The organism is Serratia sp. Z4, from assembly GCF_009900725.1.
GTDB lineage: Bacteria > Pseudomonadota > Gammaproteobacteria > Enterobacterales > Enterobacteriaceae > Serratia > Serratia nematodiphila.
Window position 1 is genome coordinate 1194108 of the sequence record NZ_JAAABD010000002.1, and the last position, 20040, is coordinate 1214147.

18 protein-coding genes are annotated in these 20040 nt (G+C 59.9%); 8 read left to right on the forward strand and 10 right to left on the reverse strand.

The genetic code is table 11. The features are described 5' to 3' along the window. Positions 1-7: 7 nt before the first annotated feature. Positions 8-2464 (reverse strand): poly-beta-1,6 N-acetyl-D-glucosamine export porin PgaA, encoded by a 2457-nt coding sequence (gene pgaA / locus GT753_RS13510; RefSeq protein ID WP_160125670.1) that lies wholly within the window; start codon positions 2462-2464, stop codon positions 8-10. Between the two features lie 580 nt (positions 2465-3044). Here pgaA and GT753_RS13515 point away from each other — a divergent pair. Next, on the forward strand, positions 3045-3482 hold the full coding sequence (locus GT753_RS13515; RefSeq protein WP_004936322.1) for a hypothetical protein: 438 nt from the start codon (positions 3045-3047) through the stop codon (positions 3480-3482). A 274-nt stretch (positions 3483-3756) separates the two neighbouring features. Here GT753_RS13515 and GT753_RS13520 read toward each other — a convergent pair whose 3' ends face one another. Further along, positions 3757-4530 carry a CDP-diacylglycerol diphosphatase gene (locus GT753_RS13520; protein ID WP_076740565.1) on the reverse strand — a complete coding sequence of 258 codons (774 nt, stop codon included), beginning with the start codon at positions 4528-4530 and terminating at the stop codon, positions 3757-3759. A 364-nt stretch (positions 4531-4894) separates the two neighbouring features. Here GT753_RS13520 and ypdK point away from each other — a divergent pair, with 364 nt between their 5' ends. Continuing rightward, positions 4895-4969 (forward strand): membrane protein YpdK, encoded by a 75-nt coding sequence (ypdK, locus tag GT753_RS13525; protein WP_099782600.1) that lies wholly within the window; start codon positions 4895-4897, stop codon positions 4967-4969. 66 nt (positions 4970-5035) lie between these two features. On the opposite strand, the gene GT753_RS13530 is transcribed toward ypdK, so the two are convergent. From GT753_RS13530 to GT753_RS13540, 3 genes are all read right to left on the reverse strand, one after another. Then, the gene (locus tag GT753_RS13530; RefSeq protein WP_044030756.1) at positions 5036-5560 is read right to left on the reverse strand and encodes a cytochrome b; all 525 of its coding nucleotides are present in this window, start codon (positions 5558-5560) and stop codon (positions 5036-5038) included. A 110-nt stretch (positions 5561-5670) separates the two neighbouring features. Continuing rightward, positions 5671-6900: an alanine transaminase gene (gene alaC, locus GT753_RS13535; RefSeq protein WP_004936329.1), complete on the reverse strand. Its 1230-nt coding sequence runs from the start codon at positions 6898-6900 to the stop codon at positions 5671-5673. Between the two features lie 119 nt (positions 6901-7019). Further along, positions 7020-7559, reverse strand: coding sequence for a GNAT family N-acetyltransferase (locus GT753_RS13540; RefSeq protein WP_015378646.1), 540 nt, complete (start codon positions 7557-7559; stop codon positions 7020-7022). A 168-nt stretch (positions 7560-7727) separates the two neighbouring features. Here GT753_RS13540 and GT753_RS13545 point away from each other — a divergent pair, with 168 nt between their 5' ends. The 3 genes from GT753_RS13545 (at position 7728) to GT753_RS13555 (ending at position 11487) form a co-directional block, all read left to right on the forward strand. Then, on the forward strand, positions 7728-8972 hold the full coding sequence (locus tag GT753_RS13545) for a DUF1479 domain-containing protein (RefSeq protein ID WP_044030753.1): 1245 nt from the start codon (positions 7728-7730) through the stop codon (positions 8970-8972). A gap of 92 nt (positions 8973-9064) precedes the next feature. After that, complete coding sequence (locus GT753_RS13550) at positions 9065-10756, forward strand: sensor histidine kinase (protein WP_033632451.1); 1692 nt, start codon at positions 9065-9067, stop codon at positions 10754-10756. Continuing rightward, positions 10753-11487 (forward strand): LytTR family DNA-binding domain-containing protein, encoded by a 735-nt coding sequence (locus GT753_RS13555; protein WP_004936341.1) that lies wholly within the window; start codon positions 10753-10755, stop codon positions 11485-11487. Before GT753_RS13550 ends, GT753_RS13555 begins: the two co-directional genes overlap by 4 nt. Positions 11488-11491: 4 nt before the next feature. Here the strand turns inward: GT753_RS13555 and GT753_RS13560 are convergent, their stop codons facing one another. Continuing rightward, positions 11492-11824: a DUF2502 domain-containing protein gene (locus tag GT753_RS13560; RefSeq protein ID WP_033632450.1), complete on the reverse strand. Its 333-nt coding sequence runs from the start codon at positions 11822-11824 to the stop codon at positions 11492-11494. Between the two features lie 397 nt (positions 11825-12221). Between GT753_RS13560 and GT753_RS13565 the strand changes: the two genes are divergently transcribed. Beyond that, a complete protein-coding gene (locus GT753_RS13565) occupies positions 12222-13451 on the forward strand; it encodes an OFA family MFS transporter (protein WP_160125671.1) in 1230 nt (409 codons plus the stop codon). Between the two features lie 69 nt (positions 13452-13520). Here the strand turns inward: GT753_RS13565 and glk are convergent, their stop codons facing one another. Further along, positions 13521-14483, reverse strand: coding sequence for a glucokinase (gene glk, locus GT753_RS13570; RefSeq protein WP_015378652.1), 963 nt, complete (start codon positions 14481-14483; stop codon positions 13521-13523). Between the two features lie 310 nt (positions 14484-14793). On the opposite strand from glk, the gene GT753_RS13575 reads away from it, so the two are divergent. Continuing rightward, positions 14794-16041, forward strand: a complete 1248-nt coding sequence (locus GT753_RS13575; protein WP_021505606.1) for an ion channel protein — start codon at positions 14794-14796, stop codon at positions 16039-16041. Here the strand turns inward: GT753_RS13575 and GT753_RS13580 are convergent. Both GT753_RS13580 and GT753_RS13585 read right to left on the reverse strand, forming a co-directional pair. Further along, positions 16038-16730 carry an aspartate/glutamate racemase family protein gene (locus GT753_RS13580; RefSeq protein ID WP_015378654.1) on the reverse strand — a complete coding sequence of 231 codons (693 nt, stop codon included), beginning with the start codon at positions 16728-16730 and terminating at the stop codon, positions 16038-16040. The two genes, GT753_RS13575 and GT753_RS13580, sit on opposite strands and share 4 nt — an antisense overlap. Positions 16731-16796: 66 nt before the next feature. Continuing rightward, complete coding sequence (locus GT753_RS13585) at positions 16797-17249, reverse strand: multidrug/biocide efflux PACE transporter (protein WP_160125672.1); 453 nt, start codon at positions 17247-17249, stop codon at positions 16797-16799. Positions 17250-17348: 99 nt separating this feature from the next. On the opposite strand from GT753_RS13585, the gene GT753_RS13590 reads away from it, so the two are divergent. Beyond that, a complete protein-coding gene (locus GT753_RS13590) occupies positions 17349-18218 on the forward strand; it encodes a LysR family transcriptional regulator (RefSeq protein ID WP_044030749.1) in 870 nt (289 codons plus the stop codon). Here the strand turns inward: GT753_RS13590 and GT753_RS13595 are convergent. Next, a complete protein-coding gene (locus tag GT753_RS13595) occupies positions 18215-19876 on the reverse strand; it encodes an alpha-keto acid decarboxylase family protein (protein ID WP_160125673.1) in 1662 nt (553 codons plus the stop codon). The two genes, GT753_RS13590 and GT753_RS13595, sit on opposite strands and share 4 nt — an antisense overlap. Positions 19877-20040 lie beyond the last annotated feature (164 nt).

Below are 20040 nucleotides of genomic sequence, written 5' to 3' on the forward strand. Positions count from 1 at the left end.
GATTCCTTTAAAAACGATAATTCAGATCAAACGTCACGCCGATGTTCCGCTCGCGTTTGCCGTCGTACGGATGCTTCTCAAACTGCAGCATCACGCCGGCGTCCAGCACTCCGTTCCAGCTGACGCGCTGGCCGTAACCCAGCTGGGTGATCGGCTTGCGCGCATAGTCCCGCTGCCAATAGCTGCCGGCGCCGGCCTGGAACTGCTGGCTCCACTCGGTCTGATAATGGCGATACAGGGTGTGATCGAGCGTTAACGACGGCAGCAGCGTGAAGTCGCGCTTCGGGTTGTAATACGGCACGTTCTCCTGGCTGTTGCGGCTGCCGGACAGCGTCAGGTTCATGTCCAGCCGATAACGGGCGCCGGCGAGCAGCCGTTGCCGCCCTTCCAGGCCGTATTCCAGCCGGTTGTTGCCGTCCGAGAAGTGCGAAGGCGCCACGCTGGCGCGCAGCTCGCGGCTTTCGTTCTGCTGCCAACGCAGCCACAGGTTGCCGCCGTTGGCGCTGATGCCGTTGGTCAACGCGCGCAGCGGCGTCTCGGCCGACAGGCGCGCCACCGAACCGCCGAGGCGCCATTGATCATTCAGGTCATACCAGGATGAGAGGCGCAGGCCGAGCTCATTGCCGTGGCCGTAGTTGCGGTTGGCCACCTCGGCCTCCAGCCACAGATCGCGCGAGCGCCACTCGGCACCGGCGCTGAGATCGCGGTTGATGCCCTTGCCCTCGTCGAACTGGCCGGTGTTGAATCCCCAGCCGGTGAACAGCCGCCAGTTGTCGTCGATCGGCGGTGAATAGAGCGCGGCGTGTATGCCGAAATCGTGGCTGCCGCTGACCGGCCCGTCGGAATCGATGCCCTGATTGCCGCTGATGCGCAGTTCAGACATATGGTGAATGCGGCGCGAACGTTCAAACTGCTGAGCGGCGACGCTTTCCGGCGCGCGCTGGATGACGTCGTCGGCCAGCAAATCCAGTTGGCGCCACTCCTGCAACCCCTGCGCGACATAGCCCTGCTGGATCTCCAACGGCAGGCTGCGCGGCTCCAGCCCTTCCACCTGTTTCAACTCCTCCTCGGCGCGACGCGGCCAGCCGCGCGCCAAATAAACGCTGGCCAAGGAGATGCGCAGACCCTGATTGCCCGGCGCCGTTCGCGCCAGATGGGTCAGCTGCCGTTCGGCCTCGGCCAGATCGCGTTGATAAACCCGCGACTGCGCCAGCAGCGATTGGCCGACCAGCCAATCATCGTTGTAGGCCAGCGTCGGCAGCTGGTACAGGCGGGTCGCGTAGGGATAGCGCTGGCTGACGCACTGCGCCAGCAGCGCCGCCTGATCGATGCGTTCGTTCTCCGCCTGCGCGTAAAACAGATCGGTTTCGTCTTCGGCGGTCACCGCCTGCGGTGCGGCGGCGTTCAGGCGGCCGAAAATGGCCTGCGCCTTGTCCGGCTGCTGCAGATAGAGGTAGGCGGACGCCGCCCAGCGCTGGGCATAATCCGGCACCGTGCGCCCTTCCGCCTGCAGGGTTTGATACTCGCTCACCACGTCGGCCATTCGATAACGCGCCAGCAGCGCGCCAAGGCGATCGATACGCGCCTGTTGGTAGCTGTCCTGCGCCTCCGGCAGCGGCCGCCACTGCGTCAGCAGTTGGTCATAGCGCGCCAGCGCGCGATCGGCGATGACGAAACGTTCCTGTTCGCCGCGAGCATCGATAAACGACAACCGCACCAGCTCGGCGGCTTCATCCGCCTGCAGGCGCCGCTGCTGCACGGGCGGCAATGTCAGCCCCTGGCTTTCACGCAGCGCCGGATCCGCAACCCGATTCGCCGCCAGCAGCGTCACGTAATAAGCCTGAATTCCGGTGTCGGACGGCGCCAGCGCGCGGGCATGAGTGGCGTTTTCCAGCGCCGCCCAGCTGCGGCCGGCGGCCTGGTCCACATAGGCGCGCGTCAGATACCACGTCGCCGGCTCCAGCAGCTTCTCCGCTTTGGCCGCCTCCGTTTGCGCCTGCGCATCCTGCCCGGCATCCGCCAGCGTCATCACATAGCCACGCTGTAAGCCGCCGTCGGCGGGAGCGAGCTGCAACGCCGTACGCCACAGTCGCAGCGATGGTTGCCACTGCTTCAGGTTGCGATAGGCGCGAGCCGCCGTCGCCAGACTGGCGCTATCCCGCTGCAGCGCGGCGCCGTCGGCACGCCAAAGCGCGACTACCTCTTCATCGTGGCCGGCCCACCCGGCCACCTGGATATAATCGGCTCGCTGCTGCAGGCTCAACCCCTCCTGAGCGCGCCGCTGCGATAAATACGCCAGCACCGGCGCAGTATCGCCCGATCTGGCCTGACGGATCAGCGCGTCATAGCGTTCATCCGCCAGCGCGGTGGCCGGCAGGGATAAACCGATAAACAGCAATGACGCCGCATATTTGGTAGCGTGGCGTTCGGTAAAGCGTAATGAACGCGAGTTAACTTTAGGCACGAGGTATTCCTTTAATCCGTGAGCTGCTGTCCTGGCAAAGTAGAAATGCGAGCAGGCACCCGAAAAGTCGGCTAGAGCCGCCGGGTAATAAGCATGGAGTAATGAATATTTCTGTCTGGCGCACGCTTAAATAGAATCGAATGCGCCTTTGCCTAAAAAGAGTATTTTATAAATCTGCCAATGAATACCGCAGCCAGGTGATATCTGCCTGAAACTGGAATTTCACAATTATCAATAAGTGAAATAACAAAAATTAAAACAATATAAATCAATAAGATAAAACACATTAATGATCAGTATTCTTAATTTCACTCTTTCGTGTGAAATTGTATAAAACCGGTGTGATATTTGATTTTAATTCTCATTATCACCGGTCGACAGGAATATTAATCCAAACATCCAATTAAATAACCTGCCTTGTTGGAGAAAATAACAAGATTATTGTTAACACGAACATTAAATTTGCCTGCTAATAATTATTCAATTCAATTTAAATTCCCCCACGGATACATTCATGCTGGCTATCTCCCGAGCATGCCGTCACAATAGCGCCTCATTCTGGTTTCAATCAGGGATTGCCATGTACAGCCACTACCCCGCCCATTACACCTTCGATAGCGACAGCGACGCCTGGCAGATCGGTTTCCACGACTTCCCCGAGTGGCAATCTGCCTGCTATAAACGCGAAGACATCGAGCTGGAAGCGCAGGAAAGCCTGCTGGCCGCCATCGCCGCCGCGATGGATGAAGGGCTGCCCCTGCCCGCCCCTTCTCCTTCGCAAACCGATGACTTGAGGGTACATCTGCCGGCGCTGGTGGCGCTGAAGATCGAACTGCACAACGCGATGCTGCGCAAAAACACCGGTAAAGCGGCGCTGGCGCGCAAGCTGGGTTTCAACGGCGGGCAAATGGAGCGGTTGCTGGATATCGGCTACGCTTCAAAAGTGGAAGCGCTGGAGCAGGCGTTGTATCTGCTGGGCTACGAAGTGCGCGTGACGATAAGTGAAGTTTGCCAATAAGTTAGCGGCAGGTAAGCGAAATATTATCCAAGGGGGCTAAATTTCCCCCGTTTTGCGCCGATATGATGGCTACCTAATCACTTGTCGCAACAACGAAGGCTAAAAATGGAGTGGAGTCGCCGTCATATTTGGGCCGTTATTCTGCTGTCTTGTCTCGTTTTTTGGGTCATTTTGGCGACCGGCATCAACGCCGTCGCCTGAGCGCCTGCCACCGTATTGCAATACCCGATTTTAAAGCCCGCCACACGGCGGGCTTTCTGTTCACGACGTATCGCTAACTGGAATGCGTGGTAAAGTTCTTACAAGAAAAATCAAGCAAATTCTCAGTGTGCCCCGTATTGTTTTTCATCGCCCCTTCCTCGTCAGCCAATAAAATAAACCCTTGTTGTTTATCTTCAAAAGTAACGGGGACGACCGCCACACCAAACTTTCTCATATCCGCGTTTTTTTTAATCAGATCATGACCTATATTGATAAATGGAAACACACCGTCCAAATCCGCTTGCCTTATTCGCATACCTAAATAATGTTGCCCAACCAAGTTGTCTTTCAACGGTGTCCATTCATCCCCAATATTAGGTAGCTGGCGGTCTATACTGCGTCTGACATGCGGTTTCAAGCATGAAATGTGAATGTGCAATTGCCCTTGAGTACGGCCTCGCTGCGAGTTTATTGTTAAAGCATAAGCTTCTCGTGGCAATGAAGAGCCATAAACCTCTTCCAGAACATGTCGATTCTGCCAAGCCAACGCAAAATAATTTGGCGTATCAGCTAATAACAGTTCCGGACTTTCGACTCCCGCCATTTTCAACGTTGGCACGAGCAAATAATGATAGCGGCTTTCAAGATCGCGTACGATGGCATAGCCACGAGCGACACCTTCATCCATTGAAACTTTATCGCAGGGAAATGGTGTTCCTAAATATTGATAGTTAAACACACATAGATTATTCACTACGCGCCACAAAGCATTACTGGCAAAAGCAGACGGCGGGGCCGCTATCAAAAAAAGCACCGATGCTTTAAAAAAAAACTTTAATAACAACAAATTAAAAATCCTTTTCGATTGTAGCCAGCCTACGTTACAACGCTATCCTAGCGTCGAAACTTACTATAGGTAAACATAAATAAAAAGCGTTATAAAACAGCGCGCCCTGTTTAAAAAATAGCCTAAAATTGTGATCAAAAACACAGTATTGAAATCAGACCAGTATTGAGAGTACATTAGCGCCGATCCTGTCGCGGTTCGGATTTTACCTCACGGAGCATGAGGCGCGACAACCGGACAACCCGCGCTCGAGGACGTTGTTCTTCCGCTTGGAAGAATCCGCCCGACAAGCAGGTTGCCCATAAAATACTCAGCACAACAATCGGGATCATTGCTGGCGAGGACTCCAGACAGGAGTTGTTCAGTGAAATATTTTTTGATGGGCGTGTCATTCATGCTGGTTGCCTGGGTTGGCACCTTCATGTTGATGGTTGCCTGACAGCAGCCACACCAGGAACACAGACAAAGGGACGCGCAAGCGTCCCTTTGTCGTTTCGGCTAGCGCTCATTTGCCCGGCATCATGCGGCGCAGGGTGTCGTCCTTGCGCAGGTAGTGGTGATACAGCGCCGCCAGCGCATGCGCGCCAATGATAAAGTAGCCAACGTTTGCCAGCGTCTCATGCACCGTTTTGACCAGCTTGCGCATCACCGGATCCGGCGTCACCCACTGCGGCATCGGCCAGCCCAGCAAAGACCACGATTTCCCACCGTAGGCCAGGGTTAACATGCCCAGCAGCGGCAACATCAGGAAGACCACGTACAGCAGCCAATGGAAAATCTTCGCGCCTACCTCCTGCCATTCTTCCAGCGGTGGCGTGGTCGGCGGCGCAGCGTGGAAAGAGCGCACCGCCAACCGAATCAGCATCAGGGCAAAGACCGATACCCCAAAGTTGAAATGCAGATTTTTGACCATCGGCACCCACGCCTCCGGCACCGAATCTTTCAGCAACATCGCCGCATAGGTGAGGATCACCATCAGCAACGTCAGCCAATGTAAAACGATTTGCGATCGCGCGTAGCGGTTGCTCATACACTCTGTCCAAAAAATAAAATTCAGCGTAGTTGAGCATAATGGGGAAATAATGAAGAAAACCTTGGGACGGAAAAAATAAGGCCGGGCGAACGCCCGGCCTGACAGGGTTATTTGGCGCTGCCGGCTTTACCCGGCTTCAGCAGCCCGTCCGCGCGGAACATCGCCTTGATGCCGCGCACCGCCTGGCGGATACGATCCTGATTCTCGATCAGCGCGAAGCGCACGTGGGTATCGCCGTAGTCGCCGAAACCGATGCCCGGCGAGACGCAGACCTTGGCTTCCGCCAGCAGGCGCTTGGCGAACTCCAGCGAACCGAGGTGGGCATAAGGCTCGGGGATTTTCGCCCACACGTACATCGACGCCTTCGGGTTTTCCACCATCCAGCCGGCCTCGTGCAGCCCCTTCACCAGCACGTTGCGGCGCTGCCGATACTGCTCGGCGATATCGCGCACGCACTGCTGATCGCCTTCCAGCGCGGCGATGGCCGCCACCTGCAGCGGCGTGAAGGTGCCGTAGTCGTGATAACTTTTGATGCGCGCCAGCGCGCTGACCAGCTCAGGGTTGCCGACCATGAAACCGATGCGCCAGCCGGCCATGTTGTAGCTTTTCGACAGGGTGAAGAACTCCACCGCAATGTCTTTCGCCCCCGGCACCTGCATGATCGACGGCGCTTTCCAGCCGTCATAAACGATGTCGGCATAGGCCAGGTCGTGGATCACCAGCACGTTGTACTGTTTGGCCAGCGCCACCACCCGCTCGAAGAAATCCAGCTCCACGCACTGCGCAGTCGGGTTGGACGGGAAGCCGAGGATCATCATTTTCGGGCGCGGAATGGTTTCCCGAATGGCGCGCTCCAGTTCACTGAAGAAATCCACGCCGTCCACCAGCGGCACCGAACGCACCTGGGCGCCGGCGATCACCGCGCCGTAAATGTGGATCGGGTAACTGGGGTTCGGCACCAGCACGGTATCGCCGTGATCGAGGGTCGCCAGCATCAGGTGTGCCAGCCCCTCTTTCGAACCGATGGTGACGATGGCTTCGCTTTCCGGATCGATATCCACCTGATAACGATCGGCATACCAGCGCGAAATGGCGCGGCGCAGGCGCGGAATGCCGCGCGAGGTGGAATAACCGTGGGTGTCGTCGCGCTGGGCGACGGCGCACAGTTTTTCCACGATGTGCGGCGGCGTCGGGCCGTCGGGGTTCCCCATGCTGAAATCGATAATATCCTCACCGCGACGGCGTGCGGCCATCTTCAGTTCGGCGGTGATGTTGAATACGTAAGGGGGAAGACGTTCAATGCGCGTAAAACGGCGCTGTGGACTGTTATCAGCCATAGGGGATTCCTCGATAAACGTTAGCGCCCGGACCGTCCGAGCGACGCTGGCCAGCGAACTGACCGAATATCGAACATAGCGCAGCGCCGGCGAGCTTGTCGATACCCGGCGCGATATTTTTATTTGCCGCCCTGAAACTCCGCCGCCAACAGCCCGAACAGCCAGTCGTCGCGCCACTCTCCCGCCAGGCGGAAATTATCGCGCAGCGTGCCTTCCAGCTGAAAACCACATGACTCCAGCAGGCCGCGCGAGGCGAGGTTGCCGGAGGTCACGGTAGCGGTCAGCTTGTGAAAACCGCAGGCGTTCACCGCAAAATCCAGCACCGCCCGCAGCGACTCCTTACCATAGCCCTTGCCCTGGCCGGAGGGCAAACTGCCATATCCCACCTCCGCCTGCCGATACGGCAGCCACTGCGGGCGAAAGCCGGTAATGCCCACCGCCTCCCCGCTGTGCTTCTCACGCATCACCAGACACAGCCACTGATCGCCGTGTTTGTCCCAGGCCGGCAGCCGCGCGTCGAAACGCTCGCGGATCGCCGCTTCGCTGAGCGGATCGGCGATATAGCGGATCACCTCAGGATCCTGGTAAAGGCGCAGAAACAGCGGCCAGTCCTCGGCGGTTATCGACTGTAAGTACAAGCGTTCAGTGACCAGCTTCATAAAATCTCCGAAAAACGAAAAAGAGGAACTTACGAATGAAAGATATCTCTTTATTTTCCCCGATTGGTTGCCGATAATCATTCACGTTAAAACCACAAAACCATAACGTCTTGCCCGATTCCCTACAACCGTCCGCCGCAGTGACTCACGCGGCACCAGGAGAACACCATGGCCTCTTTAGTCATCGATGATATTCCGCAGACGATCGTTAACGTCAAGCGCCAGCTGCGCCAGGCCTTGCCGAACTACCGCGAAGTTTTTCTGGCGCTGGAGGAGAACATCCGCGGCCAGGTCGACCAGATCCGCCGCGAACTGGCCGCCGGCCATAATCCGGTGCCGCAGATCGACGCGGAAGATATCCTGCAGCAGCGCGTCAGCGATCAACAGATAGCGTTGATCAAGCAGCGCGGCGCCTGCGCCATTCGCGGCGTGTTTCCCCGCGCCAAGGCCGAGGGCTGGAACCGGGAAATCGGCGACTATCTCGAGCGCAACAACTTCGTCGAGCGGTTGAAAAACGCCGCCGAAGACAACTATTTCGGCAAGCTGGCCGCCAGCAAGCCACAGATTTATGGCATCTATTGGTCAAAGCCGCAGGTCGAAGCGCGGCAGGATGCGCGCATGCATGCGGTGCAGGTGTTCCTCAACAGCCTGTGGGCCACCGAAAGCAACGGCAAGCAGCATTTCGATCCGACCCGCATCGCCACCTACGCCGATCGCACTCGCCGCCGCCCGCCGAACTCCTCGTCGCTGGGCCTGTCGCCGCACGTCGACAGCGGCACCATCGAGCGCTGGCTGGACGAGAATTTCCGCTATGTGTATCGCCACGTGTTCTCCGGCGACTGGCAGCAGTACGATCCCTTTGCCGCCGACGGCCGCACCGAAGTGCGCGAAATAGCCTCCCCGGCAGTCTGCTCGATGTTCCGCACCTTCCAGGGCTGGACGGCGCTGACGCCGCAACGCACCAACGCCGGCACGCTGAACCTGGTGCCGATCGCCAACGCCATGGCCTATGTGCTGCTGCGCGCGCTGCAGGACGACGTCGCCGACGACGATCTGTGCGATGCGGCGCCGGGCCGCGCGCTGTCGATCTCGGAAAAATGGCATCCCCTTTTATTAAGTGGGATTTCCCCTATTCCCGATCTGGAGCCGGGCGACACGGTATTTTGGCATTGCGACGTGATCCACGCGGTGGAGAACGAGCATAACGGCGAGTTCGACAGCAACGTGATGTACATCGCCGCCGCGCCGGGCTGCGCGAAAAACGACGCCTACCTGCAGCGCCAACTGCCGAGCTTTATCGACGGCAGAACGCCGCCGGACTTCGCTCCCGACGACTTCGAAGTGGATTTTGACGGCCGCGCCACCGCCGATCTGCTGACGCCGCTGGGCAAAGCGCAGCTCGGCATGCGCTGACCGCCGGCCTGAGCCACGGGCCTTTCTCGCTGTGGTATACTGCCGTCATCCGTAGGCCGCAGCGAGAACCCGTCGTGCACCCTTTTTTTGAAATGCTGTTGGCGGTGTTTGATCGCGCCGCGCTGATGTTGATCTGTCTGTTTTTTCTGACCCGCACCCGGCTGTTCCGCCAACTGCTGCAAAAAGAAGACCATACGCCGCTCGAGCTCGGCATCGTCACGGCGATCTTCTCGCTGTTCGCGCTGTTCAGCACCTACTCCGGCATCAACGTTGAGGGCTCGCTGGTCAACGTGCGCGTCATCGCCATCATGGCCGGCGGCATCCTGTTCGGCCCCTGGGTGGGGATCGTCACCGGCATCATCGCCGGGGTGCACCGCTATCTGATCGACATCGGCGGCATCACCTCGGTGCCCTGCCTCATCACCAGCATCATCGCCGGCATCAGCGCCGGCTACATCAACCTCAAGGTGAGAAAAGAGCAGCGCTGGCGCGCCGGCATCGTCGGCGGCATGCTGTGCGAATCCCTCACCATGCTGCTGATCGTGCTGTGGGCCAAGCCGACCGAGCTTGGGCTCGACATCGTGTCGCAGATCGCGCTGCCGATGATCCTCGGCACGGTGTGCATCGGCCTGATCGTGCTGCTGGTGCAGAGCGTCGAAGATGAAAAAGAAGTGATCGCCGCACGCCAGGCCAAGCTGGCACTGGATATCGCCCACAAGACGCTGCCCTATTTTCGCAACATCAACAGCGAATCGCTGGCCACCATTTGCGATATCATCCGCCAGGACATCCGCGCCGACGCGGTGGCGATCACCGATACCCATCAGGTGCTGGCTTACGTTGGCGTGGGGCGCGAAGCCTACCCGATCGGCCGCGAAGGGCTGAGCCGCGTTACCCGCGAAAGTATTCGCCACGGCAAAATCATCATCAAAAACAACCTGGAAAACCCGGCCGCGCCGCAGATCCATTCGCAGCTGGTGGTGCCGCTGTGGGAAAAGGGCGAAGTGACCGGCGCGCTGAAAATTTACTACTGCCACGCTCACCAGATCACCAACACGCTGAAGGTAATGGCGGTCGGGCTGTCGCAGATCATCTCCACGCAGATGGAGGTTTCGCGCATCGAGCATCTGCGCCAGATGGCGGATAAAGCCGAAATGCGCGCGCTGCAGAGCAAGATTAACCCACACTTCCTGTTCAACGCGCTGAACGCCATCTCTTCCTCCATCCGCCTGAATCCGGACACCGCGCGCCAGCTGATCATTAACCTGTCGCGCTACCTGCGCTACAACCTGGAGCTGAACGACGAACTGATCGATATCCGTAAGGAACTGCATCAGATTCAGGACTATATCGCCATCGAACAGGCGCGCTTCGGCGCCAAGCTGACGGTGATTTACGACATCGACGACGACGTCTCGGTGCGCATTCCGAGCCTGCTGATCCAGCCGCTGGTGGAGAACGCCATCGTGCACGGCATCCAGCCCTGCAAGGGTAAAGGGGTGGTGGTGATCGCGGTGAAAGATCAGGGCGATCGGGTGAAAATTTCGGTGAAGGATACCGGCCACGGCATCAACCAGGAAACCATCGACCGGGTGGCGCGCAACGAGATGCCGGGCCACAATATCGGCCTGCTCAACGTGCATCACCGCGTGTCGCTGCTGTACGGTGAAGGGTTGCATATCCGCCGCCTGGAGCCGGGCACCGAAATCGCGTTCTACATCAGCAAAAACGGCGGCAAGCTGCATCAGGAACCGAGCGCGCCGCCGGTCGGGGAGGCCTCATGAAAGCTATCATCGTGGAAGACGAATTCCTCGCGCAGGAAGAACTCAGCTACCTGATCAAGAAACACAGCAATATCGATATCGTCGCTACCTTCGAGGATGGCCTCGACGTTCTGAAATACCTGCAAACCCACCAGGTCGACGCCATTTTCCTCGACATCAACATCCCGTCGCTGGACGGCGTGCTGCTGGCGCAAAACATCAGCAAGTTCGCCCATCGGCCATCGATCGTGTTCATCACCGCCTATAAAGAACACGCGGTGGAAGCCTTCGAGATCGAGGCGTTCGACTATATCCTCAAGCCCTATCACGAGGCGCGCATCGTCACCATGTTGCAAAAACTGGAGGCGCTGCATCATCGCCCCGCCGGCGCGGCGGAACCGACCAGCGCGCCGAGCCGCGGTAGCCACAGCATCAACCTGATCAAAGACGAGCGGATCATCGTTACCGACATCAACGACATCTATTACGCCGCCGCCGATGAAAAGGTGACGCGGGTCTATACTCGCCGGGAAGAATTCGTGATGCCGATGAACCTCACCGAGTTTTACGGCCGGCTGCCGGAAGAGCATTTCTTCCGCTGCCACCGCTCTTACTGCGTTAACCTGGCCAAGATCCGCGAGATCGTGCCCTGGTTCAACAATACCTACATTCTGCGGCTGAGCGATCTTGAGTTTGAAGTGCCGGTCAGCCGCAGCAAGGTGAAAGAATTTCGCAAGCTGATGCGCCTGTAAGCGCTTACCAGCGCGGGCCCGGACGGTAGTAATAGCCGGGCGGCGGTGGTGGCGGCATGCGGTAATGCGGCCGATCTCGCCAGTCGCGCCGCGGCGGCCCGTAGTAAATCACCCGTGGCGGCGGGCCATAATAGTACCCGCGCGAACGTTCATACCGGTGATGATCGGCCCACCAGCGCGGATCGCGCCAGCGATAGCCGTCCCAGTAGTGGCCGCGATGATCGCGATCGCCGATATGCAACGACAGGCCCGGCACGTTCACGCCGATGGAGACGTCGGCCTGGCTCGCCAGCGGCAGCGCCAGCAGCGCAGCCAGTAACAACAGCGTTTTTTTCATTTCATGGACTCCTGCAGAGCGGACCTCGTCCGATCGCAGATAACATAGTCCCGCGCTCGCCGCCGCTCTATAGGCGCAATGCCGATTTACGCCTTGCAGACGCATCCTTCACAATTTCACCACAATCGTTCACCGGCGATTAACAATAAATCGTTGATATCTTTGATGTAGATCACGTGTTACTCCCGGCATTTCACGCGCTTTTAGGCGTAAAAACGGCAACTCACGCCGTATAAAATGCATTTCATTCCTTCTGCCGTGCAATTCATTCCCGATCCGCCGTCCGCCGGGGGGGCCGGCCATATAATAAGCCCAGACCGCGGGAACACAGATTCACCCCGCAAATTTCAGCCAGCGGCTCACGCCCGGCAACGCACACACAGGAAGGAGACCGGCCATGAACACCAAACCGGCAAATCGCAGCTTAATCGTTCTCGGCACCATCATCTGTCAGATGGGTCTGGGCACCATCTACACCTGGAGCCTGTTCAACCAGCCGCTGGTCGACAAGTTCCACTGGGGACTGGCGGACGTCGCCACCACCTTCTCCATCACCAGCTTCTTCCTGGCTTTCGCCACGCTGTTCGCCGGCAAGCTGCAAGAACGCTTCGGCATCCGCAACCTGACGCTGTGTTCCGGCATCCTGGTCGGCCTGGGCCTGATCGCCAGCGCCCATGTCAGCTCGCTCGACATGATCTACCTGCTGGCCGGCGTGGTGGTGGGCTTTGCGGTCGGTATCGCCTACATCTCCACCCTGTCCAACCTGATTAAATGGTTCCCGGCCAGCAAAGGCCTGATTTCCGGCATCTCCGTCGGCGCCTTCGGCAGCGGCAGCCTGCTGTTCAAATACGTCAACGCCGCCCTGATCGCCGACGTCGGCGTTTCAGGCGCCTTCTTCTACTGGGGTGCCATCGTGATGGGCCTGATCGTCGTCGGCTCCCTGTTGCTGAAAGAGCCGGTGCTGACAACCAGCGCCGCACAGCCAGGCGCCAACGGTCTGGGCAACGACTTCAGCGTGCGCCAGATGCTGGCCACCAAAGAAGCTTACCTGCTGTTCACCATCTTCTTCGCCGCCTGCATGAGCGGTCTGTACCTGATTGGCATCGTGAAAGACATGGGCGTTCAGCTGGCCGGGATGGATTTGGCCACCGCCGCCAACACCGTGTCCGCCGTCGCCATCTTCAACACCGCCGGCCGCATCATTCTGGGTACGCTGTCTGATAAAGTAGGCCGTATGCGCGTCATCAGCTTCACCATGCTGGTTACCGTGCTGGCGATTGTCGCGCTGAGTTTCATGACCCTGAACCACACGCTGTTCTTCATCTGCGTTGGCGCGGTGGCCTTCTGCTTCGGCGGCAATATCACCGTGTTCCCGGCGATTGTCGGCGACTTCTTCGGCCTGAAGAACCACAGTAAGAACTACGGCATCATCTATCAGGGCTTCGGCCTGGGCGCGCTGGCCGGTTCGTTCGTCGCCAAATACTTCGGCGGCTTCCACGCCACCTTCATGGTGATTGGCGTCCTGTCTGCCGCTTCTTTGCTGATTACACTGTTCATCAAAGCGCCGAAAGCGGTGGAAATGGAAAGCGAAGAAACCGCACAGGCGGCGGAGCTGGCCAAAGCCTGATCCCCTGCGAAAACGACAAGGGGCGCAACCTGCGGGTTGCGCCCCTTTTTTATTGCCCCGCCGCGCGGCTTACAGCCGCATGCCCAGCGTCTGGCGCAGATGCGCGCCGGCCCCCAACAGGCCCGGCTGGCCATGGGTTATCATGAACACCGGAATGTCTCGCACATAGTCACGGAAACGCCCTTTGTCTTCGAAGGCGGCGCGGAAGCCCGAGGCCTTGAAGAATTCCATAAAGCGCGGCACGATGCCGCCGGCGATGTACACACCGCCGAAGGTGCCCAGATTCAGCGCCAGGTTGCCACCGAAGCGCCCCATGATCACGCAAAACAGCGACAGCGCGCGGCGGCAGTCGATACAGCTGTCGGCCAGCGCCCGCTCGGTGATGTCCTTCGGCTCCAGTTTCTCCGGCAGGCGGTTGTCCGCCTTAACGATGGCGCGATACAGATTGACCAGGCCCGGCCCGGACAGCACGCGCTCGGCGGAAACGTGCCCCACTTCACCGCGCAGCACCTCCAGAATAATGTCTTCTTCTTCGCTGTTCGGCGCGAAATCAACATGGCCGCCCTCGCCCGGCAGGCTGACCCAGCGGCGATCGACCTGCACCAGGTGGGCGACGCCCAGCCCGGTGCCGGCGCCGTACACCGCGATCGGTTTGCCCGGCTGCGCATCGCCGCCGCCAAACTGCAGCACGTCGTCCGGCGAGAGCATCGGGATCGCCATCGAGACGGCGGTGAAATCGTTGATCACTTCCAGGTGACTCAGCCCCAGGCTGGCCTTCATTTCTTTGATCGAGAACGCCCAGCTGTGATTGGTCATCGCGACCCAGTCTTCCGTCACCGGGCAAGCGATCGCGATGCAGGCGTCCTGCACCTCGATCTCGCACTCTTTCAGGTATTGGCGGATCACCGCCTCCAGGCTGTCGAACTCCAGGCCGGAATAGGTTTTCGCCTGGGTAATCTCACCCGTCGCAACAGTGCACAACGCCAGGCGGGCATTGGTGCCGCCAACATCACCCACGAGGGCATAGGTCATTGATTTCGTCTCCGCAAAATGAAAAATAAAACGCTGCCCACACTGTAAAATCCTGCTGCGAAAACAACAATCACCCGCCTCGGATCTGCACCTCAATAGCGATCCGGATCACAAAAAACGTTTCAGCTTGTCCGCTATGCCGCGATTTGAAACAAATTGCGGCAAAAAACGCCCCCCGGCGACTGTTAACCGTCATCGCCGCCGGGCAATATCAATGCGTGCCTGCGCGCCGATAGTCTGGCAAGCTGTGGCCACTGCCCAACCACCCGCACTCCCTGCCCCGCAGGGAGGCATCGACAAGGGATTATTCATGCTGCATCCGCGCGCCAATGCCATGTTGGCCTTTGCTTTGCCTGCGCTGATTATCGGTTCCGTTTCCAGTCTGGTGCTGCTGTTGGTGATGAAAATTGCCGCCGCATTGCAGCAATTACTGTGGGTGACGCTGCCCGATGCGCTGAGCCTGGACGCCCAGTCGCCCTGGTGGCCGGTTGCGATGCTGACGCTGACCGGCGTGGCGGTCGGCCTGATCGTGCGTTATATGCCGGGTCACGCCGGGCCGGATCCGGCGACGGAATCGCTGATCGGCATGCCGCTGCCACTCTCCGCCTTGCCGGGGTTGGGGTTGGCGCTGATTGTCGGCCTGGCCGGCGGCGTCAGTCTGGGGCCGGAGAACCCGATCACCGCCATCAACATCGCACTAGTGGCGGCGGCCGGCGCGCGCCTGCTGCCGAAGGTGCCGCGCATGGACTGGATCATCCTGGCGGCGGCAGGCACCATCGGCGCAATGTTCGGCACACCGGTCGCCGCCGCGCTGATCTTTTCGCAAACCCTGGCCGGCAATAACGAAACGCCGCTGTGGGATCGGCTGTTCGCCCCGCTGGTGGCTGCCGCCGCCGGCGCGGTCACCACGCAGATGTTCTTCGTGCCCAATTTCGCCCTGCAGCTCGATGCCTACGACGTGACGCGGCTGCCGGACATTTTCAGCGGCGCCATCGTGGCGCTGATCGCCATCGCGCTCGGCATGGTGGCGCTGTGGTGTTTCCCGCACGTTCACCGCCTGTTCCATTCAATGAAGAATCCGGTGTTGATGTTAGGGCTGGGCGGCTTTGTGCTGGGGCTGCTGGCGCTGTTGGGCGGAGAGATTACCCTGTTCAAGGGGCTGGATGAGATGAAACGCCTGGCGGTGGACGACAGCTATTCGGTGCCGGCGCTGTTGACCATTACCCTGACCAAGCTGGCGGCGCTGGTGATCGCCGCCGCCTGCGGTTTTCGCGGCGGGCGCATCTTCCCGGCGGTGTTCGTCGGTGCGGCGCTGGGCCTGATGCTGCACCAGCATGTTCCGGCGGTGCCGGCGGCGATCACCGTCTCCTGCGCCATCATGGGGCTGGTGCTGGTAGTGACGCGCGACGGCTGGCTGAGCCTGTTTATGGCGGTGGCGGTGGTGCCGGATCTGCACCTGCTGCCGGTCTTGTGCATCGTGATGCTGCCCGCCTGGCTGGCGCTGGCGGGCAAGCCGCTGATGCTGGTAAACCGCCGGCAACCGCCGCGCGACGATTAGGCCAGCGCGAACGCCGCGGCGGCGCGGGCGTGGATTGCAGTGGTGTCGAACACCGGCACCGACGCATCCCGCTCGCTCACCAGCAAGCCTATTTCGGTGCAGCCGAAAATAATCCCCTGCGCCCCCTGTTGTTCCAGATCGCTGATAATCCGGCGATACTCGTCGCGCGAGGCGTCGCGAATTTTACCGAGGCACAGCTCGTCATAGATGATGCGGTGTACGATGTCGCGATCGGCGCTGACCGGCGTCACCACGTCGATGCCGTGCAATTCCTGCAGGCGGCCGCGGTAAAAGTTTTGCTCCATGGTAAAGCGCGTGCCCAGCAGCCCAACGCGGCAAATGTTTTTTTCCCGCACCTGCAGCGCCGTGGCATCGGCGATGTGAATCAGCGGCAGACCGCTGGCCTGCTCGACCGCCTCCGCCACCTTGTGCATGGTGTTGGTGCAGATCACGATAGCTTCGGCGCCGGCGGCGCGCAAAGCCACCGCGGCGGCGGCCAACAGCCGGCCGGCGCCGTCCCAATCGCCCTGGTGCTGCAAGCGCTCAATCTCCTGGAAATCGACGCTGTAGAGCACGATTTTGGCCGAATGCAGCCCGCCAAGGCGCGCCTTTACCTGCTCGTTGATGGTGCGGTAATACGGAATGGTGGATTCCCAGCTCATGCCGCCCAGCAGACCCAACACTTTCATCCTTCGTTCCTCAGCATTTCCGACGATCCTCTGACCTTACCTGAGAATCGTCGGTCTGACGACGCCTTATTTGGCGCCGGAATTGATCGGCTGGCGCGCCTCGAACCAGCGCTGACGCAGCATGTCGTACAGCCAGTTATAGGCCATGGTGTACGGCAGGAAGAACAGGAAGAAACCGATTTCCAGCATAAACGCCTGCGTCCAGGAGATGCTCAGCATCCAGGCGGCGATCGGCACGCCGATCAGGATAAAACCGGCTTCAAAGCCGACGGCGTGCAGCGCACGCACCTTCAGGTTACGCACCACCCGGCTGACCGGCCACAGGCGGTCGAACACCGTGTTGTAAACCATGTTCCACAGCATCGCGACGGTGGAGAGCATTACCGCCAACGCACCGACCTGCACCATTGAACGGTTCAGCAGCCACGCGCCCAGCGGGGCGCAAACCATCACGGCGATGACCTCGAAACCGACGGCGTGGACGATACGTTCAATGAGAGACTTGTTTTGCAGTTGCATACATCACCTTTTTTTCAACAGTTGTTGCGAAAGCCAGGTGATTATCATCGCTTTTTTGGGTAGATTAAAAATAGGTTCCATCGATAAAGTAGATATATCATGCACTATTCCCCGGAAGCGTTGCACGCGTTTGTCGAAGCCGCCGCCCTCGGCTCGTTTTCCGCCGCCGCGCGCAAACTGCGCAAAAGCCAATCCACCATCAGCACCGCCATCGCCAATCTGGAGGCTGACCTGGCGCTGACCCTGTTCGATCGCGGCGCGCGCCAGCCGGTGCTCACCGCTGCCGGCCGCAAAGTGCTGGGACATGTGCAGGCGATCCTGGCCGCCAGCGAACGCCTCGACGCCCTGAGCATTCAGTTGGCGGGCGAGGTTGAACCGCGCCTGAGCATGGTGTTTTCCGATACCTACCAGCCCAAGCATCACGATCGGTTGATGCAACTGTTCGAACAGCGCTACCCGGAGATTGAGCTGGAATGGATGATCGCTGAGGAAGGCGACGTAATCGATCTGCTGCAAAGCGGCCGCGCGCATTTGGGCATGGTGGAAGTGCAAAAAAGTTATCCGCCGGATATCGCCTTCTCCCGGCTGCCTGAGCAGACCGAAATGGGGCTGTTCGTCGCCCATCAGCATCCGCTGGCGCAGGTCGCTGCGCCGACGCCGGAGCAATTGTCCAGCACCCGCCAGTTGATCCTGAACACCTACACCGGCGCCGAGGCGGCCAGACAAGGCGGGCTGGTCTGGTCGGCACCCAGCTATCTGCTGTTGCTCGAGATGGCGGAACAGGGATTCGGTTGGGCGGTGTTGCCGCACTGGCTGGTGCAGCAATACGGCCACGGCAGGCTCACCCAGCTGCGGCCGCGCGGCTGGCCCAAACTGATTTCGGTGGATGCGGTCTGGTCCAAACTGACCCCGCCGGGCCCGGCGGGGTTCTGGATGCTGGAGCGCCTGCTGGGCGACACCCTGCCTTAAGCGGCGGCGTTGCGCGCCTGAATGGCGCGAGAGACGGTATCGAGGAGTTCCGGAATGTCCATCTTCGGCAGCATCACTTCGATGAAGGCCAGCCGCTCGTCGTCCGCTACCTCGCGCAGCGCCTGACGCAATCCGTCCGGATCGCTGACCCGCAACGCCTTCACCGGCCGATCACCGGCCAACGCCATCGGCAACTGCGTCCAGTTCCAGCGCGCGATGTCGTTATAACTTTGCTCCGGCCCGTGAATCGCGCGCTCAACGGTATACCCCTGATTGTTCAACACGAAGATCACCGGTTTAAGCCCGTCGCGCAGCATCGATCCCAGTTCCTGCACGGTTAACTGCGCGGCGCCGTCGCCGATCAGCAATACTGCCCGGCGCTGCGGTTCGGCGGTCTGCACGCCGAACGCCGCCGGTAAGGTATAGCCGATCGATCCCCAGAGCGCCTGCACGATCATCCGGCTGCCGCGCGGCAACGTCAGCGCCGCCGCGCCGAAACAGGCGGTACCCTGATCGGCCAGCACGATATCCCCCGGCCGCAGGAAATCCTGTACTTGCCGCCAGAAGGCGTGCTGATCCAGCCCTTCCCCATCGCCTTCCGGCAGCGCCGGGCGGACGATCGGCGGCAACGGCCAACGCGACGCCAGCGACAGGCTCAGGCGGTGCAATGCCTGCACCGCCTCGCGCATCGGAATGCGGCTAAAGCGCTGCCGCCCGACCCAGGCTTCGAACGGTTGAATATCGATGCATTTTTCCACCGGCAGGTGATGCGTGAACCCCGCGGTAATGGTGTCGGTCAAGCGTACGCCGACGTTGATCACCACATCCGCGTTTTCGATCAATTGTTTCACCGCCGGATCGCTGGCGCCGCCGCAGTAGGTACCGACAAAACCGGCGCGATTCTCGTCCAGCAGGCCCTTGCCGAGCAACAGCGTCGCATGCGGCATATCGACCTCCTGCAGCCACTCGTCCAGCGCCGCTTCGGCGCCGAAGCGATCGGCCAGGAAGTCCGCCAGCAGCGACACCCGCCGTGCCGACAGCAGCTTTTCGCGCGCCGCGGCGATAAACGCCTGCAATGCGCTCTGCGACAGTTTGGCCTGGCGCAGCATCAGCGGCGCCGGTTTACTCGGCAGCGGCGCCTGCGCGACGTCGCTGGGCAACATCAGGTAAACCGGGCGATGCTCCAGCAAGGCGGCGCCGATCAGGCGGTCTATCTCCAGCGCAGCGTTGTCGGCGGTCAGGTCGGCCTGCGCGACGGTCACCTCTTTGGCTATCCGGGCGAAATGAGTGAAGTCGCCATCCCCCAGCGAATGATGCAGCAAATCACCGGCGCGCTGGGCGCGCTGCGCCGGCGTGCCAACCACGTGGATCACCGGCAGGTATTCGGCGTAGCTGCCGGCCACCCCGTTCAACGCGCTCAGCTCCCCCACGCCGAAGGTGGTGAGCAGCGCGGCCGCCGGTTTGCAGCGCGCATAGCCGTCAGCCGCATAGGCGGCGTTCAACTCGTTGGCGCAGCCTACCCAGGTGATTTGCGGATGCGCGAGGACGTGATCGAGAAATTGCAGGTTGTAATCCCCCGGCACGCCGAAGAAATGACGGATGCCGATTTGGGCCAGACGATCGAGCAGATAATCGGCCACCGTATAGGTCTGAGTCATGATCATCACCTGTCTGCAGCTGAAGCGATTATCTTAATTATCGAAGATGCCATTCAAATTTCGAACAATCATCCCGGCATCGAACGGCAACCTGGCGTTACATGCCGGCGTCGTGATCGCTCCCGCGGCAACGCGGTGTGGAAACGTATACACTCAAAGCACTT

Coding starts and splice junctions, on each gene's coding strand:
- GT753_RS13545 (WP_044030753.1), top strand. CDS start 7,728: ATGGCCTCTTTAGTCATCGATGATATTCCGCAGACGATCGTTAACGTC.
- alaC (WP_004936329.1), bottom strand. CDS start 6,900: ATGGCTGATAACAGTCCACAGCGCCGTTTTACGCGCATTGAACGTCTT.
- GT753_RS13555 (WP_004936341.1), top strand. CDS start 10,753: ATGAAAGCTATCATCGTGGAAGACGAATTCCTCGCGCAGGAAGAACTC.
- GT753_RS13595 (WP_160125673.1), bottom strand. CDS start 19,876: ATGACTCAGACCTATACGGTGGCCGATTATCTGCTCGATCGTCTGGCC.
- glk (WP_015378652.1), bottom strand. CDS start 14,483: ATGACCTATGCCCTCGTGGGTGATGTTGGCGGCACCAATGCCCGCCTG.
- GT753_RS13550 (WP_033632451.1), top strand. CDS start 9,065: ATGCTGTTGGCGGTGTTTGATCGCGCCGCGCTGATGTTGATCTGTCTG.
- GT753_RS13560 (WP_033632450.1), bottom strand. CDS start 11,824: ATGAAAAAAACGCTGTTGTTACTGGCTGCGCTGCTGGCGCTGCCGCTG.
- GT753_RS13515 (WP_004936322.1), top strand. CDS start 3,045: ATGTACAGCCACTACCCCGCCCATTACACCTTCGATAGCGACAGCGAC.
- GT753_RS13575 (WP_021505606.1), top strand. CDS start 14,794: ATGCTGCATCCGCGCGCCAATGCCATGTTGGCCTTTGCTTTGCCTGCG.
- GT753_RS13530 (WP_044030756.1), bottom strand. CDS start 5,560: ATGAGCAACCGCTACGCGCGATCGCAAATCGTTTTACATTGGCTGACG.
- GT753_RS13585 (WP_160125672.1), bottom strand. CDS start 17,249: ATGCAACTGCAAAACAAGTCTCTCATTGAACGTATCGTCCACGCCGTC.
- GT753_RS13540 (WP_015378646.1), bottom strand. CDS start 7,559: ATGAAGCTGGTCACTGAACGCTTGTACTTACAGTCGATAACCGCCGAG.
- GT753_RS13590 (WP_044030749.1), top strand. CDS start 17,349: ATGCACTATTCCCCGGAAGCGTTGCACGCGTTTGTCGAAGCCGCCGCC.
- GT753_RS13580 (WP_015378654.1), bottom strand. CDS start 16,730: ATGAAAGTGTTGGGTCTGCTGGGCGGCATGAGCTGGGAATCCACCATT.
- GT753_RS13565 (WP_160125671.1), top strand. CDS start 12,222: ATGAACACCAAACCGGCAAATCGCAGCTTAATCGTTCTCGGCACCATC.